Below are 16,093 nucleotides of genomic sequence, written 5' to 3' on the forward strand. Positions count from 1 at the left end.
GGGCCGCGCGGCTACGCCCGGCCGGCGCGGCGGGCCGCCGTCACGCGTGTCCCCTCATGCGGCCGTTCCGCGTCCGATCCGCACAGTTCCGCGGTCAGGTCCGCCACGAGCCGGTCCAGGTCCGTCGGGCGGTCCGGCCCCCACCAGTCCCCCAGCAGCTCCGCCAGCGACTCCTGCCGTGCGGCGGCCAGCCGCTCCGCGACCGCCGCGCCCCGCTCGGTGAGCACCAGGTCCGGCCCCCGGCGCGCGGCCAGCCCCCGCTCCTCCACCTGCCGCGCCGCGGCCATGATCACGTCCAGCGGGACGGCGCTGCGCTCGGTCAGCACGGCAGGTTCCGTCCAGCCGTACTTCCGGGTGCGCAGCAGCAGCCAGCTCGCCGCGGGCAGCAGGTCGTACCCGGCGCGCGCGGTGATCCGCTCGTAGATCTCCCGCCGCCCGTTGCGGGAGCCGAGCAGCGAGAGCGCGCGGCACACCTCGTCGTAGGAGGAGCGCTGCACCGGGTTGCTGGCGAAGGTCTCGGAGCCGTCGGGCGCGGTCACCGACGCGCGCAGCCGGTCCTCGCGCAGGAACCAGGCGAGGACGAAGGCGACCGCGGCGACGGGTGCCGCGTACAGGAAGACGTCGGTGATGGCGGAGGCGTAGGCGTGCAGGACGGCGGGCCGCAGCGAGGGCGGCAGCCCGCCGATGCCGCGCGGGTCGGCCTGGAGGGCGCCGACGTCCACGCCGCCGGGCAGCCGGCGCCCGGCGAGGACGTCGGCGAGCTTGTCGGCGAGCCCGCTCGCGAAGATCGAGCCGAAGACGGCGACGCCGAAGGAGGCGCCGATGGACCGGAAGAAGGTCGCCCCGGAGGTGGCGACGCCCAGGTCCTCGTAGGCCACCGCGTTCTGCACGATCAGCACGAGGACCTGCATGACGAGGCCGAGGCCCAGGCCGAAGACGAAGAAGAAGGCGCTGGTCGTCGCGGTGGAGGTGTGCTCGTCGAGCTGGTGCAGCAGGAGCAGGCCGAGGGTGGTGACGGCGGTGCCGGCGACGGGGAAGACCTTCCACCGGCCGGTGCGGCTGACGATCTGCCCGGAGACCGTCGAGGACAGCAGCAGTCCGAACACCAGGGGCAGCATGTGCACGCCGGACATGGTCGGGGAGATGCCGCGCACGACCTGGAGGAACGTCGGCAGATAGGTCAGGGCACCGAACATGGCGAAGCCGACGACGAAGCTGATGACGGCGGAGAGGCTGAAGGTGCGGATGCGGAAGAGCCCCATCGGGAGAACGGGTTCGGCGGCCCGGCGTTCGACGGCGACGAACAGGGCGGCCAGCACCACGCCGACCACGAGGAGCCCGATGATCTGCGGGGAGGTCCAGCCCCAGGTGGTGCCGCCGAGCGAGGCGACGAGGACGAGGCAGGTGGCGACGGTGGCGATCAGGAACGTGCCGAGGTAGTCGATGACGTGCTTGGTCGAGCGGCGCGGGATGCGCAGGACGGTGGCGATCACGGCGAGGGCGACGACACCGAGGGGCAGGTTGACGTAGAACACCCAGCGCCAGCTCAGGTGCTGGGTGAACAGTCCGCCGAGCAGCGGCCCGAGCACGCTGGTGGCGCCGAAGACGGCGCCGAACAGTCCCTGGTAGCGACCGCGTTCCCGGGGCGGCACGAGGTCGCCGACGATCGCCATGGACAGCACGATCAGTCCGCCGCCGCCGAGTCCCTGGAGCGCGCGGAAGGCGATGAGCTGGCCCATGTCCTGCGCGGCGCCGCACAGCGCCGAGCCGACGAGGAAGATCACGATGGCCGTCTGGAACAGCCTCTTGCGCCCGTACTGGTCGCCCAGCTTGCCCCACAGCGGGGTCGCGGCGGTGGAGGCGAGGAGGTAGGCGGTGACCACCCAGGAGAGGTGTTCCAGGCCCCCGAGGTCGCTGACGATGGTCGGCAGGGCGGTGGAGACGATCGTCTGGTCGAGGGCGGCGAGGAGCAGGCCGAGCAGCAGCGCGCCGATGGGGACGAGGACGCTCCCACCGGTCCGGGCGGTGCCGCCCTCGGGGCCTGGGCCGGTGCCGCCGGGCGGGGTGAGGGCGCCGCGCGCGCGGTGCCCGTCCTCGTCGTCCGCCGCACCGCCGCCCTTCGGGAGCGCGTCCTCTGCCATGGAGACCTCCCCGGGAGCCTTGGCCCTCGCCGGGCCGGCCTGCCGTCTGCCTTCCTGTTCGGTGTGACCAGTTATGGCATGTTCAGTCCTGCCGGACGGCCGCGGCTTAGGGGGGATCGCCGGAGAAGGTGTGCGGGAGGTCTGCATAATTCCTGGAGTTCGCAGGGAGGGAACCCAGCCGTGAGCGGAACGAACGAACAGGCGTGCCCGGAGTGCGCGGCGCCGCGCGACCCCGAGGGGTCGCCGACGTGCGCGTGCACCCAGCGCACGGCCGAGGCGCTCCGCGACACCCGCACGGCGGAGGCCGCGGCGGCGGAGGACTTCGATCCGCTGCGCATCAGGCCCTACGTGGGCCTGACCCCGAAGAGCGGGACCACCCCCGGCGCGGAGGGCGGGACCGCCGCCGGGCCGGAGGTCGGGACCCCCGCGGGGACGCCGGAGCAGGCCCCCGGCTCCCCCGGGACCGGGACTCCGGAGGGCGGGGCCGCCGAGGGCACCCGGGCGCGGGGGCCCCGTACTGCCGGGAACGGCGTACGGGAGCCGCACGCCGCGCAGGAGGTACCGGAAGGCCCGCGAGACCCTCAGCGCCCCCCGCGGACCCCCGAGGACCCGCAGGCCCCTGAGACGCCTGAGAGCCCTGAGGACGCCGCCTTCGCGGAGACGCGGCCCCTGGACCTCGGTACGACCGTCGGGGGCGGCGACCGGGGCGAGGCTCCCCGTGCCCGCGCGCCCCGCCGCACGGTCGTCCTCGCCGCGGGCGGCGCCGTCGTCGCGGTCCTGACGGCGACCGCGCTCGCCACCGGCCTCTTCAGCTACGGCAAGCCCGAACGCAACGACGCCCTTCCGGACGAGGTCCGCCCGAGCGTCCCGGCAGGCTCGGCCACTCCCACCGCGACCGGACCGGCGGACACCTCCTCCGCGTCGACGACCGGCACGGGCAGCGCCTCCCCGAGCGACACCGCCTCCGCCACGGCGACCGCCTCCGGCGGCCCCACGGCCTCCTCCTCGGCCACCCCCAGCGCCACCCGCACCGCGCGGGACGCGCAGGCGACCTCCGAGGCGACCCGCTCCAAGAAGCCCGCCACCGGCGAGGACCAGCACCAGGACCCGCCGGTGCTGCGGCGGGGCGACGACGGCCCCGAGGTCGAGGAACTCCAGCGCCGGCTCCGGCAGCGGCTGTTCTACCTGGGCACGGTGGACGGCACGTACGACGGCGACGTCGAGACGGCCGTGGCCGCCTACCAGAGCGCGCGGGGCATCACGGACGACCCCCGCGGCGTCTACGGCGAGGCCACCCGCGCCCGCCTGGAGTCGGAGACCGACGAGCCGTAGGGGCGAACCCTTCCGTTCCGGCTGCCCGCCCTCAGCCCAGGTGCAGCCGGACGGTCCCGTCCGCCGTCTTCTCGACCCGGACCTGCCGCAGGTCCCGCACCACCGCGTCGGGCCGGTGCAGTCCCGCCCGCGGGCCGACTCCCACGACCCGCATCCCGGCGGCGCGTCCCGCCGCGACGCCCGCGCCGGAGTCCTCGAAGACCACGCAGTCCTCGGGCGCGACGCCCAGTTCCGCGGCGCCCTTCAGGAAGCCCTCGGGGTCCGGCTTGCTCGCGCCCACGGACTCCGCGGTGATCCGCACCGAGGGCAGCGCGAGGCCCGCCGCCTTCATCCGGGCGGTGGACAGCGGCACGTCCGCCGAGGTCACGAGCGCGTGCGGGACGCCGTTCAGGGCGGCGAGGAAGCCGGTCGCACCGGGCACCTCGACGACGCCCTCGGTGTCGGCGGTCTCCTCGGCCAGCATCCGCGCGTTCTCGGCGAGGTTCTGCTCCATCGGCCGGCCGGGCAGCAGCAGTGCCATGGAGGCGTAGCCCTGGCGGCCGTGCACGACCTTCAGCACCTCGTCGCCGTCCAGTCCGTGCCGGTCGGCCCAGCGCCGCCAGACCCGCTCGACGGCGGCGTCCGAGTTGACGAGGGTGCCGTCCATGTCCAGGAGGAGGGCCCGTGCGGTGAGAACGGTGGTGGCCGTCATCGGCATGCTCCAAATACGGAAGGGGGTGCCCCGGGGAAACAAGGCGGCCCCGCCCGCAGGTCAGGGGGCGCGGGCGGGAACCACTTTGTTTCCTTACGATACAAAAAGGCACCGCTCCTGTGCCACCCACCGTGACCAGCCACAACACGCACGGCGAGCACGTGTCACACGGGGTCACGGCCACCAGGGGCACGGGGCGCGCGGATGCCCCGTACCCCGCGAACTCCCGGTCCATTCCGGCCGGGACCCGTCCGCGCTTCGCGAGGGCCGCTCAGCCCGCGATCGCCTCGTACAGGCTCCACACGCCGAGCCCCAGCATCAGCAGGGCCGCGATCCGCGTGATCAGCGTCAGCGGCACCCTCTTCATCAGCGCCCTGCCGCCCACGATGCCGAGGCCGGCCACCGCCCACAGCGCGAGCACCGCGCCGAGGCCGACGGAGAGCGGGTCGTCGTAGCGGGCCGCGAGGTTGGCGGTCATGATCTGGGTCAGATCGCCGAACTCGGCGACCAGGATGAGCATGAAACCGGCCCCGGCGACCTTCCAGAAGCTCTGGTCCTCGGGCCGGCGGACCTCCTCCTCGCCGTCGTCCTTCTTGAACAGCAGGACGGCCGCACCGCCCAGGAAGAGCACGCCGGTGATCGCCTGCACGAGCTGGTGCGGCAGCAGCGTCAGCACGCTGCCCGCCGCGACCGCGAGCACGACGTGCAGGGTGAAGGCCGCGGCGACGCCCGCGAAGACGTACGAGGCGCGGTAGCGGGTGCCGAGGACGAGGCCGGCCAGGGCGGTCTTGTCCGGCAGCTCGGCCAGGAAGACGACGCCGAAGACGAGCGCCGTCACGGTCAGGCTGATCACAGTTCCTCAATCGGTCGGGGCGCCGCCCACCGAGAGTCCGCACTGCTCACGACACCCCGGCACGGCAGCGCGCATACGCACCCGCGCCGGGCGGCACGGGTGGTGCACTGCTTTGCCGAAGGTCTCGCCGGCCGATCCGCGCCCCCAGGGGGCCGCGGTATCCGCCTCCGGGCGCCGGCTCAGGCTGGCTGAGCAGTATGTCGACGGTCCGGCGAAGGGCTACTCCCCTCCAACGCCGCCCATCGTACGCGACCCCCTGCGCGCCCCGCACACGCCGCGGGGCCGTCCCTGGTGTCCCGGTGCGACCGTCCTCCCGCCCTACCCGTCCCGCCACGCCGTCCCAGGACACGAGCGTTCCCGCAGGTCACGAACCGTTTCACCGTTCCAGCGTCCCGCGATGACCTTGATCGATGGCGAGTGGGACGGATCACGGCACAAGCTTCGTCCTGTCGCCGACGGAGCCCGCCGGACGACGCAGTCCTCACCTTCCTCACGGAGATACGGAGACCACCATGCGTTCCCTGCTCGGCACCCGCGCCGCCCGCCTCACCGTCACCGCACTCGCGGCCCTCGCCCTCACCGGCACCGCCGCCGCCACGGCCGAGGCCGGCACCGCGAAGCAGTCCGCCACCCCCCGGGCCTGCGTCACCAAGGACCTGAAGCTCACCACCAACTTCGAGAGCCAGGCGGGCGGTTACATCCGCGTCGTCGCCAAGGCCCGCGAGGGCGTGACCTGCCGTCTGGACGGCGTGTACCCCTCCGCCTCCTTCGGCTCCAGCGCCTCGACCGCGGTCCACCCCGCCGAGCAGGCCGTCAGCGAGGGCATCACCCTCTCCGGCAACAAGGCCGCCTACGCCGGCATCAACCCCAAGAGCACCGGCGACAACGGCGGCATCGAGTTCGACCGCCTGCACCTCTCGGTCTACGGCGACGAGCTCAACAGCGTCACCCTCAAGCTCTCGGAGAGCGTCACCGTCGACCGGCCCATCGCCACCAACTGGCACGCCCGCTCCGCCGACGCCGTGCCGTTCGCGAACTGACCGCACGCCGCAGCGCGCCGCCACGCCGCGGAACCCGCCCCGGTCCCTCCGTCGTTCCGTACCGTACGGGGCGACGGAGGAGGCTGATCCCATGGTGGAACTGCGGCTGGGGCCGCTGCTGAGGTACGTCGACGGCTCGTCCGCGACCGTCTGGGTCGAGGCGGGCCGTCCCTGCACCGCCGAGGTGCGCTGCGCGGAGGGCGGCGGCGGGAGCGCCGGCACCTTCGAGATCCACGGCCACCACTACGCGCTGGTGCCGGTCACCGGGCTCACCCCGGGCACGTCGACGTCCTACGAGGTGCTGCTCGACGGGGAGCGGGTGTGGCCGCTGCCCGACTCGCCGTTCCCGCCGTCCGTGATCCGTTCCCCGGCCGCGGACGAGACCCTGCGCGTGGCCTTCGGCTCCTGCCGCTGGGCCGCGCCCGCGCTCGGGCAGAAGGACCCCGCCGGCCCGGACGCCCTGGACGCGCTCGCCACCCGCGTCGCCTCCGCCCCCGAGGCCGAACGCCCGGACGTGCTCCTGCTCCTCGGCGACCAGGTGTACGCCGACGAGACCTCCGAGGCGACCCGCGACTGGCTGGCCGGCCGCCGCGACCTCGACGAGGCACCCGGCGCCCAGGTGGCGGACTACGAGGAGTACACCCACCTCTACTACGAGTCCTGGCTCGACCCCGAGGTGCGCTGGCTGCTGTCCACCGTGCCGAGCTGCATGATCTTCGACGACCACGACGTCATCGACGACTGGAACACCAGCGCCTCCTGGCTCACGGAGATGCGCGCCACCGCGTGGTGGCGCGACCGGGTCCTCGGCGGCCTGATGTCGTACTGGGTCCACCAGCACCTGGGCAACCTCTCGCCCGCCGAGCTCGCGAAGGACGAGGTGTACGCGGCCGTCCGGTCCGCCGCGGACGGCACGAAGGTGCTGCGCGAGCACTGCGCCCGCGCCGACGCCGATGCCGCTCACGCCCGCTGGAGCTACCGCCGCGACTTCGGCCGGACCCGGCTGCTGATGGTGGACAGCAGGGCCGCGCGGGTCCTGACCGAGGGCGAGCGGGACATGCTGGGCGCCGGCGAGTGGGAATGGCTGCGCGCCCAGGCACTGGACGCACCGGGCTCCTACGACCACCTGCTGATCGGCACCTCGCTGCCCTGGCTGCTCCCGCACATGATCCACGACCTGGAGTCCTGGGACGCCGCGCTGGCCGACGGCGTGCGGGGCGCGCGCTGGGCGCGGTTCGGGGAGTGGCTGCGCCGGGCGCTGGACCTGGAGCACTGGGCGGCGTTCCCGCCCTCGTTCGACGCGCTGGCCGACCTGATCGCCGAGGCGGGCTCGGGCCCGGACGCGCCCGCGACGATCTGCGTGCTGTCCGGGGACGTCCACCACGCCTACGTCGCCGAGCCGGGCTGGCCGGGGGGCGAGGCGGCTCCCGACGCGCACGTGGTGCAGCTCACCTGCTCGCCCGTCCACAACTCCGTGCCGCTCTCCATCAAGGTCGTCTTCCGGTTCGGCTGGACCCCGCCGGGCCGGGCGATCGGCCGGCTGCTGGCCCGGCACGGCCGCCGCGCCCGGCCCGCCGTCGACTGGCGCCGCACGGGCGGCCCCTGGTTCGGCAACCAGCTGATGACCCTGACGCTCCGGGGCCGCGAGGCCCGCCTGCGGCTCGAACAGGCGGGGCCGCCGCGGAACGCGGAGGGCGAGGGGCAGGGCGGCCGGGGCGGCCTGCTGACGACTGTCGAGGAGACCCGGCTCAGCGGTCCCGGCTCCTGAACCCGCCGAGAGCGGCGAGCCGCACAGAACCGCGCCCCGCACAGCACCGAGAACCGCCGAACCGCGCCAACCGCGCCAACCGCGCCAACCGCGCCAACCGCCGAAATCAAGCCCGAAAAGGCGCCGACAGCAGATGAACATTGGCTGAATGACGATCTGGCAACCGGAATGCGCCACCCCTAATCTGACGTGGCCCGGCCGCTTCCGGGAGACGAAACCGGTGTTTTGAGGAAACCGAAACTTTCGGAACAGCCGAAGGAGTTCTCCCACCATGTCAGGACGTCTCAACAGCGCCCAGCCCTATGTCGTCGGGCTCTTCCGCATCGTGCTCGGCCTGCTCTTCACCTGCCACGGCGCCGCCTCGCTGTTCGGCGTGCTCGGCGGCGCCCAGGGCACCGACGGCGGCACGATCGAGGCCGGCACCTGGCCGGGCTGGTACGCCGCCGTCATCCAGCTCGTGTGCGGCTCGCTGGTACTGCTCGGCCTCGCCACCCGCCCGGCCGCGTTCCTCGCCTCGGGCTCGATGGCCTTCGCCTACTTCCACGTCCACCAGTCGCACGCCCTGTGGCCGATCCAGAACGGCGGCGAGCAGGCGGCCCTGTTCTGCTGGACCTTCCTCCTCCTGGTCTTCACCGGCCCCGGCGCCCTCGCCCTGGACAACGTCCTGCGCCCGAGCCGCACCGTCCGCACGGAAACGGAGGAGGAGGACCGCACGACGGAGCCCGTCACCGTCTGACACCCAGGGCGGCCGCCCGGGAGGCAGGCGTGGCCGCCGGCCGAAGCCACTCCCCCGCACCTCCTCGTCAGGGGTGCGGGGGAGTTCGTGCGTGCGTGCGGCCCGCGTGGACGCGCGCGGCTAGGTCCTCTCCTCGGAACCGGAACCGGAACCGGAACCGGGGCCGGGCTCTGGGTCTGAGTCTGGGCCGGGCTCTGAGCCTGGGTCTGGGCCTGGGCCGGTACCCGGCCCGGACGCCTCGGCCCTGCCGGTGTGCTTGAGCCGCATCCGCGCGTCGACGCGCTCGGCGGCCGCCACCTCCCTCCAGTACCGGTGCGCGGAGACGAACACCGCCAGCTCCCGTTCGCGGCGCCGCAGCTTCTCCACCTCCGCCTGCTCGTTCTCCGTCCACCCGGGTGAGGCCGCGCGTTCGACCCTGCGCCAGCCGTTGTCGTCACGAAAGCCGTCCAGCGGCTCGACCGACCAGGGGAGCCGCTTCAGCAGGGCCAGCAGTTCGGCCCGGATCTGATCCAGCTCCTCCTGACCGGCGAGCAGGTCACTCGGGAAGTCAGGAGTCTCAGCCACCCCGTAATGGTACGCCTGTTCGAATTTACGAAGCGAGCGTTCGAGGTCTCGCGTCGCGGGCGAGCGCGCTCCGAAATTAATCAGCCTGGACTGGACAGTTTCGACTGACGAGTTCTACGGTGGCCGCATGGAGCAGAACCCCGACGGCGTCTCCGACACGGCGGCCCGCGCCGCGCGTGACCTGACCGTCGTCTTCAACCGCTTGCGCCGGCGGCTGCGTTCGGTCGCGGAGGACGAGGACCTCACCCCGCCGCAGGTCTCGGCGCTCACCCTGGTCGGCAAGCACGGCGCGGCCACGGCCAGCGCCCTGGCCTCCGCCGAGGGAGTGCGCCCGCAGTCGATGGCGACCACGCTGGCCGCGCTCGACCGGGCGGGGCTGATCCACCGCAACCCCGACCCCGAGGACGGCCGCCGACAGCTCATCACGCTCACCCCCGCGGGCCGCGAGCGCATCGAGGGCGACCGGCGGGCCCGGCACAGATGGCTTGCCCGCACGCTGGAGGAGCGGTACGACGAGGAGGAACGGCGGACCCTCCTCGACGCCCTCACCCTGCTGGAACGGCTCACCGAGTCATGAGCCCGGCACTCGCCCGCGCACTCAGGGTCCTCCGTCCGGGCGGCGGCGCCGAGGGCGGCGGTGAAGCGCCCTCCGGGCCTGGCGGCAGCCGGGGCGGCGACCCCACCGCCTTCGACCGGCGGCTGATCGCCCCGATGCTCCTCGGCTCGGTCTGCAACCCGATCAACTCCTCGATGATCGCCGTCGCGCTGGTGCCGATCGGTGCCGCCTTCGGCGCCACCCCCTCGCACACCGCCTGGCTGGTCACCGGCCTGTACCTGGCCACCGCCCTGGGCCAGCCCGTGATCGGCCGACTGGTCGACACCTACGGCCCCCGCCGCCTCTACCTCCTCGGCACCGGCACCGTGGGCGCCGCCGGACTGCTAGGCGCCCTCTCCCCCTCCCTCGGGGTGCTGATCGCCGCCCGGGTCCTGCTGGGCTTCGGGACCTCCGCCGCGTATCCGGCCTCCATGCAGCTCATACGGCGGGAGTCGGAGCGCACGGGCAGCGACAGCCCGGCGGGAATCCTCACCGCCCTCTCCGTCGCCAACCAGACCGTGTCCGTGATCGGCCCCGCCCTCGGCGGGCTGCTCATCGGCCTGGGCGGCTGGCGGGCCGTCTTCACCGTCAACGTGCCGCTGTCCGCTGCCTGTCTGGTCCTGGGCGCGCTGTACCTGCCGGCCACCGCGCCCGGCGCGCGCTCCCGGCGGCCCGTCGACCTGCCCGGCATGCTGCTGTTCGCCGCGCTGCTGCTGTCCGCCATGCTGTTCCTGATGAGCCCGCGGGCGGCCCTGTGGTACCTGCCGGTGCTCGCCGCCCTCGCGGCCGCCGGCTTCGCGGCCCGGGAACTGCGGGCGGGCGAGCCGTTCATCGACCTGCGGGTACTCGGCGGCAACCTGCCGCTGCTCGCCACGTACCTCCGCCAGTTCCTCGGCTATCTCACCTCGTACGCCTTCCTCTACGGCTTCACGCAGTGGCTGGAGGAGGGGCGCGGACTGCGCGCCTCCACCGCCGGACTCGTGCTGCTCCCCCTGTCACTGGCCGCGCTCACCGTCTCCGGGCTCACCGGGCGACGCGAGGCGGTGCGGGCCAAGCTCGTGGCCGGCTCAGTGGCGCAGATCGCGGGCTGCCTCGTCCTGCTGGCGTGCGACGCCGGCAGCCCGGTGTGGCTGCTGCTGCTCGGCGGCGTCGTGATGGGCGTGCCGCAGGGCCTGATCGGTCTGGCCAACCAGAGTGCGCTCTACCGGCAGTCCGATGCCGCGCGGATCGGCACCACCGCGGGGCTGCTGCGCACCTGCACCTACCTCGGCGCGCTGGGCTCCTCCGCCGCCGACTCGGCGTTCTTCTCCCACGGCGCCGACACGGCCGGGATGCACGACCTCGCCCTGTTCATGCTCGCGGGGTCGGCCGCGCTCCTCGCGGTGTCCCTGCTCGACCGTTCCCTGCGGACGGTCACCCCCGACAGCCGGAGATGACCGGCGAAGCCGCGGCCCGCCCGGGCCCCGGCGCACACCGAACGATGTATCCACCATGTATCAGGAAGGCCCCTCCCCCATGGCGCTCACCGCCCTCGACCCCGCCACCGCCCTCGTCGTGATCGACCTCCAGGCCGGCATCGTCGGCATGGACACCCGGCCCCACCCCGCCGCCGAGGTCGTCTCCCGCTCCGCACGGCTCGCGGACGCCTTCCGCGCCCGCGACCTGCCGGTCGTCCTGGTCCGCGTCTCCTTCGCGGCCGACGGCGCCGACGCCGTGCCCGGCCGCACCGAGGCGCCCGCACGCGGCGGCGCGCTCCCGGAGGGCTGGGACGTCCTCGTCGACGAAGTCTCCGGCCACCCCGGCGACATCCACATCACCAAGCGCAACTGGGGCGCTTTCCACGGCACCGGCCTCGACGTGCAGCTCCGCCGCCGGGGCGTCACGCAGATCGTGCTGACCGGCATCGCCACCAGCATCGGCGTGGAGTCCACCGCCCGCGCCGCGCACGAGCACGGCTACCACGTCACCCTGGCCACCGACGCCATGGCCGACGCCCACGAGGAGGCCCACCGGAGCAGCGTGGAGCGCATCTTCCCGCGCCTCGGGGAGACGGGCACCACGCAGGAGATCCTGGACCTGCTGGAGAAGACGCACGCCTGACGACGCCGATCGCCGGTACGGGCGGGGAGGGGACGGAGACGGGACCGGCGGACGCCGGAACAGCCGCCCCTCCCCGCCCGTTCGGTGCCAGACTGAACGCATGTGCCGAAGCATCAAGACCCTCCGCCCGCCCGCGCTCCCCGAGCAGGCCACCGAGGAGGAGATCCGGGCGGCCGCGCTCCAGTACGTCCGCAAGGTGTCGGGCTTCCGCGCCCCCGCCGCGCACAACCGCGAGGTCTTCGACCGGGCGGTGGAGACCGTCGCCGCCGCCACGGCGGAACTCCTGTCCGGCCTGGAGGTCCGGGGAGCGCCCCGCGCGGAAGCGGCAACCGGCGTCTAGGGCCTCGTTCGGATCGTTCCGGCGTCGCGGGGTCCGGCACGCGCCTCCGCGGCGTTGTCGTCGGTTGCCGGGGCTCCGCCCTGGCGCCCTCCTCCGCTGTGCGGCCGCACGCACCGGACCCCGCTCGGGTCGGTGCGAAGACGCACCGCGCCTCCCAGCCGGCCTGATCCGGGCGAAAGACCCTAGTGACCTGAGTCGGAGATTCGTCGTTGGTTGAGTATGAGTCGTCCGGGTCCGAAGATTCCACCGTTGTCCGTCACTGATGCCCAGCGGGCTGTGCTGGAGGGCTGGCTGCGTCGTCGTTCGACGGCCCAGGCTCTGGCTCAGCGGTCGCGGATCGTGCTGGAGTGCGCCGAGGGGCACTCGATCATGGAGGTGTCGCGCCGGCTGCGGATCACTCCGGACACGGTCCGCACCTGGCGGCGGCGTTTCCTCGAACGGGGCCTGGACGGCTTGTGCGACGACCCGAGGCCCGGCGTCCCGAGGAAGATCACGGACGCGGACGTCGAACGGGTCATCGTCAAGACACTCGAGGAGACGCCGAAGAACGCGACTCACTGGTCGACGAGATCGATGGCCGCGGCTACGGGCATGTCGCAGTCGACCATCTCGCGGATCTGGCGGGCTTTCGCTCTCGCGCCGCACCGGTCGCAGACGTTCAAGCTCTCCACTGATCCGTTGTTCATCGACAAGGTCCGCGACGTCGTCGGCCTCTACCTCGACCCGCCGGAGAAGGCCCTGGTGCTCTGCGTGGACGAGAAGTCGCAGATCCAGGCCCTGGACCGGTCCCAGCCGGTTCTGCCGATGGTGCCAGGCGTTCCCGAACGCCGCAGCCACGACTACGTCCGCGCGGGCACCACCACCCTCTTCGCCGCACTTGAGGTCGCCACCGGCAAGGTCATCGGCTCCCTGCACCGCCGCCACCGGGCATCGGAGTTCAAGAAATTCCTGACCAAGCTCGACAAGGAAGTCCCTGCCGGTCTCCAGGTCCACTTGATTCTCGACAACTACGCGACCCACAAGACACCCGACATCAAGCGGTGGCTGCTGACCCATCCGCGGTTCCACCTGCACTTCACGCCGACCAGCGCGTCCTGGCTGAACCTGGTCGAGCGGTGGTTCGCCGAACTCACGCAGAAGAAGCTCAAGCGCGGCGTCCACCGCTCGGTTCAGGCCCTTGAACGCGACATCCGAGGCTGGCTCGCCGACTGGAACGAGCACCCAAGACCGTTCGTCTGGACGAAGACCGCCGACGAGATCCTCGACAAAGTCGCCGCATACTGCCGACGAATCTCCGACTCAGGTCACTAGGCGGCGCCGTCCTCCCGGGCCACCGGGCGGCGTACGAGGTAGCCGGCGCCGGCGCCCGCGATGAAGAGTGCCCCGAGGGAGACGCCGGTGGCCAGCCACGTCGTGCCGAGCCACTGCCCGCCGAAGTAGCCGAGCGCCACGCTGTAGGCGGCCCAGGCCACGCCCGCCAGCACCGACCAGGGCAGGAAGTCGCGCACCCGGCGCTGTGCGGCGCCCGCGGCGAGCGAGACCACCGAGCGGCCGGCCGGGGCGAACCGCGCCAGCACCACCAGCGCACCGCCGCCCCGCGCGAGGGCCGCGCCAAGACGTTCCTGCGCACTGGTCAGCTTCCGGGACCGGGCGATCGCCCGGTCCAGCCGCTCACCCCCGCGCCGGCCGACGCGGTACGCGAACAGGTCGCCCACGACCGAGGCGGTGGCCGCGCACAGGGCGAGCACGAGGATGTCCGGCACGTGCTCCACGACGACGTCCCCGGCGACGGCGGTCGCATTGCCCGCGGACCCCGCGGCGGCGGCCGTCGCGGCGGTGATCACCAGGACCCCGCTCGGCAGCAGCGGCACGAACACGTCGAGCAGCACGGACAAGGCCACGGCGGCATAGATCCACGGGCTGCCGACCAGCGGCCCCACACTCTCCAGCACCGAGACTCCCCGTCTACTCCCCCGTGGACACGACCAGCCGCTACGTCGCGGGGGAGCGGCAGGGCGGCCTGTGACAGCCATACAGCGTACGCGGCGGGGGTGACAGCCGGGTCACGGGGGGCACACGGCGTGAACACGGGGCGCGTGGACCCTACCGTGCGGGCCGGCCGTGGGCCGGGGGCCTGCGGAGCAGACCGGGGCTGGTGTCCCGGCGGCTGCGCAGCAGCGTGGTCAGCGTGGTGGCGTTGTGGTAACCGACGCGGCGGGCCACGGCCTCGGTGGACAACTCGGTGGTCCGCAGCAGGTGCACCGCCTGCTCCAGACGGATCTGCTGCGCGAACTGCACGGGCGAGATGCCGAGCGTCCGGTCGCAGGCGCGTTGCAGCGTGCGTTCGCTGCTGCCCAGGGCGCGCGCGGTGTCGGCGATGCTCAGCGGCTGGTCGAGGTGGGCGCGCAGCCGGCGTTCGAAGGCGTCGACCAGTGGGTCCGCGCGCGCCAGATGACTGGGGACGGCGTAGGCGGACTGGGCGGGCCTGGCGTCGATCACCAGGTAGCGGGCGGTGAGTTCCGCCAGGGCCGGGCTGCGCTGCCGGACCAGGGCGAGCGCGAGGTCGAGGTGCGCGAACGCGGCCCCGGCGGTGAGGACGCCCTCGGCCTGCAGGAGCATGTGCGTCTCGTCCAGACGCACCCGCGGGTAGCGGCGCCGGAAGTGGGGTGCCAGCCACCAACTGGTCGTCGCCTCCAGGCCGTCGAGGACGCCGCTCTCGGCGAGCAGGAAGGTCGCGGTGCAGGCGGCGGCCACGGGTACGCCCGCGGCGCGGTGGTGGCGCAGCAGTTCGCGCGCGGGTCGCTGCGCCTCGGCCGCCACCCACTCCAGCAGCGGTCCCGGCTGTTTGTACGTGACGCCGGGCACGACCAGCACGTCCGGCATCCGCCCGGTGCCGGACAGGTCGGCGGGCGTCGTCCGGACGACGAGTCCGCTGCCGGTGCGCACGGAGGCGGCGCGGACACCGACGAGGTCGACCTCCCAGGGCGGTGGCGGCTGCGGCAGTTCGGCCCGCAGTTCGTTGGCCGACTGCAGCACGTCCAGTACGGACGTCAGCCCCGAGTCGAACACGTCGTCGACGACCAGCACCGCTACCTTCATGGCGGGAACGGTAGTGGATCTGTCGTATCTGCCACTGGGGGCCCCGGTCGGTGATCCCTAGGTTGGGAGCACGTCCGGACGACACCACCGCGAACGACACCGAGGAGTCCCTCTCCCATGCACCTCCCGCTCGGCCTGCTGGCCCGCATCGAAGCGAAGCCCGACCACGTCGGGGAAGTTCACGACCTGCTCACCGGCGCCCTGTCCCTGGCGCAGGCGGAGGAGGGGACCGTGGCCTGGTTCGCCTTCCGGCTGGGCCCCACCACGTTCGGCGTCTTCGACGCCTTCGGCACCGACGACGCCCGGCGGGCGCATCTCGAGGGCAGGATCGCCCAGGCCCTCCTCGGTCAGGGGGCCCGCCTCCTGGCCGAGACCCCGGACATCCGCCCGGTGGACATCCTCGCCACCAAGCTCCCGGCCCCCACCCCCGCCTGACCCCCGCCCCGAACCGGTGGGCGGGGACACTCCGTCAGCCGCGCGCTGCGCTGCCCGCAGCGGATCGCGGTCGACGCAGGAGGAACTGGCACGTGGCCGGCACGGCGTCCCCACTCCCGCCGGAAAAGATCAAGGCCCAGGTCCCCGGTCTCATGCCGGTCGACCTGGGCCTTCGTCGTGCTCTCGGGCCGGTGGGCGCGGACGGTTTCGAACCGCCGACATCTGCCTTGTAAGGGCAGCGCTCTACCGCTGAGCTACGCGCCCGGGGTGAGTGGACAGCCTACCCTGCCGCGGGGCCGGGGCGGCAAACCCGTCGTGGGCGGGGGTTATCCCCACCTCGGGGAGGGCAGCGGGCCGGATCGTCGGGGCGGCCGCGGGTCCGTACGGTCGTGGAGCAGT

The 16,093-nt window shown here is 73.3% G+C and carries 16 protein-coding genes and 1 tRNA gene; 10 read left to right on the forward strand and 7 right to left on the reverse strand.

All coding sequences use genetic code 11. The annotated features are described in order from the left end of the window. Positions 1–11 precede the first annotated feature (11 nt). Complete coding sequence (locus tag OHB09_RS09485; RefSeq protein WP_234528183.1) at positions 12–2,141, reverse strand: MDR family MFS transporter; 2,130 nt, start codon at positions 2,139–2,141, stop codon at positions 12–14. Between the two features lie 180 nt (positions 2,142–2,321). Here OHB09_RS09485 and OHB09_RS09490 point away from each other — a divergent pair, with 180 nt between their 5' ends. Next, positions 2,322–3,473: a peptidoglycan-binding domain-containing protein gene (locus tag OHB09_RS09490; protein WP_328921837.1), complete on the forward strand. Its 1,152-nt coding sequence runs from the start codon at positions 2,322–2,324 to the stop codon at positions 3,471–3,473. Positions 3,474–3,504: 31 nt separating this feature from the next. Here the strand turns inward: OHB09_RS09490 and OHB09_RS09495 are convergent, their stop codons facing one another. Together OHB09_RS09495 and OHB09_RS09500 are read right to left on the reverse strand one after the other, a co-directional pair. Further along, positions 3,505–4,170 carry an HAD-IA family hydrolase gene (locus OHB09_RS09495; RefSeq protein ID WP_040893527.1) on the reverse strand — a complete coding sequence of 222 codons (666 nt, stop codon included), beginning with the start codon at positions 4,168–4,170 and terminating at the stop codon, positions 3,505–3,507. A gap of 265 nt (positions 4,171–4,435) precedes the next feature. After that, entirely contained in the window at positions 4,436–5,017 is a 582-nt protein-coding gene (locus tag OHB09_RS09500) for a TMEM165/GDT1 family protein (protein ID WP_006137652.1), read from the reverse strand. A gap of 512 nt (positions 5,018–5,529) precedes the next feature. On the opposite strand from OHB09_RS09500, the gene OHB09_RS09505 reads away from it, so the two are divergent. The 3 genes from OHB09_RS09505 (at position 5,530) to OHB09_RS09515 (ending at position 8,561) form a co-directional block, all read left to right on the forward strand. Beyond that, positions 5,530–6,057 carry a DUF4232 domain-containing protein gene (locus OHB09_RS09505; RefSeq protein ID WP_006137651.1) on the forward strand — a complete coding sequence of 176 codons (528 nt, stop codon included), beginning with the start codon at positions 5,530–5,532 and terminating at the stop codon, positions 6,055–6,057. A gap of 91 nt (positions 6,058–6,148) precedes the next feature. After that, a complete protein-coding gene (locus OHB09_RS09510; RefSeq protein ID WP_328921838.1) occupies positions 6,149–7,825 on the forward strand; it encodes an alkaline phosphatase D family protein in 1,677 nt (558 codons plus the stop codon). 271 nt (positions 7,826–8,096) lie between these two features. Beyond that, entirely contained in the window at positions 8,097–8,561 is a 465-nt protein-coding gene (locus OHB09_RS09515; protein ID WP_234528164.1) for a DoxX family protein, read from the forward strand. A 120-nt stretch (positions 8,562–8,681) separates the two neighbouring features. On the opposite strand, the gene OHB09_RS09520 is transcribed toward OHB09_RS09515, so the two are convergent. Then, entirely contained in the window at positions 8,682–9,125 is a 444-nt protein-coding gene (locus OHB09_RS09520) for a hypothetical protein (RefSeq protein WP_328921839.1), read from the reverse strand. 127 nt (positions 9,126–9,252) lie between these two features. Between OHB09_RS09520 and OHB09_RS09525 the strand changes: the two genes are divergently transcribed. From OHB09_RS09525 to OHB09_RS09545, 5 genes are all read left to right on the forward strand, one after another. Continuing rightward, positions 9,253–9,702 (forward strand): MarR family winged helix-turn-helix transcriptional regulator, encoded by a 450-nt coding sequence (locus OHB09_RS09525; RefSeq protein WP_006137647.1) that lies wholly within the window; start codon positions 9,253–9,255, stop codon positions 9,700–9,702. Next, complete coding sequence (locus OHB09_RS09530; protein ID WP_328921840.1) at positions 9,699–11,156, forward strand: MFS transporter; 1,458 nt, start codon at positions 9,699–9,701, stop codon at positions 11,154–11,156. Before OHB09_RS09525 ends, OHB09_RS09530 begins: the two co-directional genes overlap by 4 nt. A gap of 79 nt (positions 11,157–11,235) precedes the next feature. Next, a complete protein-coding gene (locus tag OHB09_RS09535; protein WP_006137645.1) occupies positions 11,236–11,820 on the forward strand; it encodes a hydrolase in 585 nt (194 codons plus the stop codon). Positions 11,821–11,920: 100 nt separating this feature from the next. Beyond that, a complete protein-coding gene (locus OHB09_RS09540; protein WP_006137644.1) occupies positions 11,921–12,160 on the forward strand; it encodes a DUF2277 domain-containing protein in 240 nt (79 codons plus the stop codon). Between the two features lie 219 nt (positions 12,161–12,379). Beyond that, on the forward strand, positions 12,380–13,471 hold the full coding sequence (locus tag OHB09_RS09545; RefSeq protein WP_191892432.1) for an IS630 family transposase: 1,092 nt from the start codon (positions 12,380–12,382) through the stop codon (positions 13,469–13,471). On the opposite strand, the gene OHB09_RS09550 is transcribed toward OHB09_RS09545, so the two are convergent. Both OHB09_RS09550 and OHB09_RS09555 read right to left on the reverse strand, forming a co-directional pair. After that, positions 13,468–14,112 (reverse strand): DedA family protein, encoded by a 645-nt coding sequence (locus tag OHB09_RS09550; protein ID WP_006137643.1) that lies wholly within the window; start codon positions 14,110–14,112, stop codon positions 13,468–13,470. The two genes, OHB09_RS09545 and OHB09_RS09550, sit on opposite strands and share 4 nt — an antisense overlap. Positions 14,113–14,263: 151 nt before the next feature. Further along, on the reverse strand, positions 14,264–15,259 hold the full coding sequence (locus OHB09_RS09555) for a GlxA family transcriptional regulator (RefSeq protein WP_167794018.1): 996 nt from the start codon (positions 15,257–15,259) through the stop codon (positions 14,264–14,266). 117 nt (positions 15,260–15,376) lie between these two features. Between OHB09_RS09555 and OHB09_RS09560 the strand changes: the two genes are divergently transcribed. Next, entirely contained in the window at positions 15,377–15,694 is a 318-nt protein-coding gene (locus OHB09_RS09560; RefSeq protein ID WP_006137641.1) for a putative quinol monooxygenase, read from the forward strand. A 192-nt stretch (positions 15,695–15,886) separates the two neighbouring features. Here OHB09_RS09560 and OHB09_RS09565 read toward each other — a convergent pair. Next, positions 15,887–15,958 (reverse strand) — tRNA-Val (locus tag OHB09_RS09565). Positions 15,959–16,093: the final 135 nt, after the last annotated feature.

The organism is Streptomyces griseoaurantiacus (assembly GCF_036189845.1).
GTDB classification, from domain to species: Bacteria; Actinomycetota; Actinomycetes; order Streptomycetales; family Streptomycetaceae; genus Streptomyces; species Streptomyces griseoaurantiacus.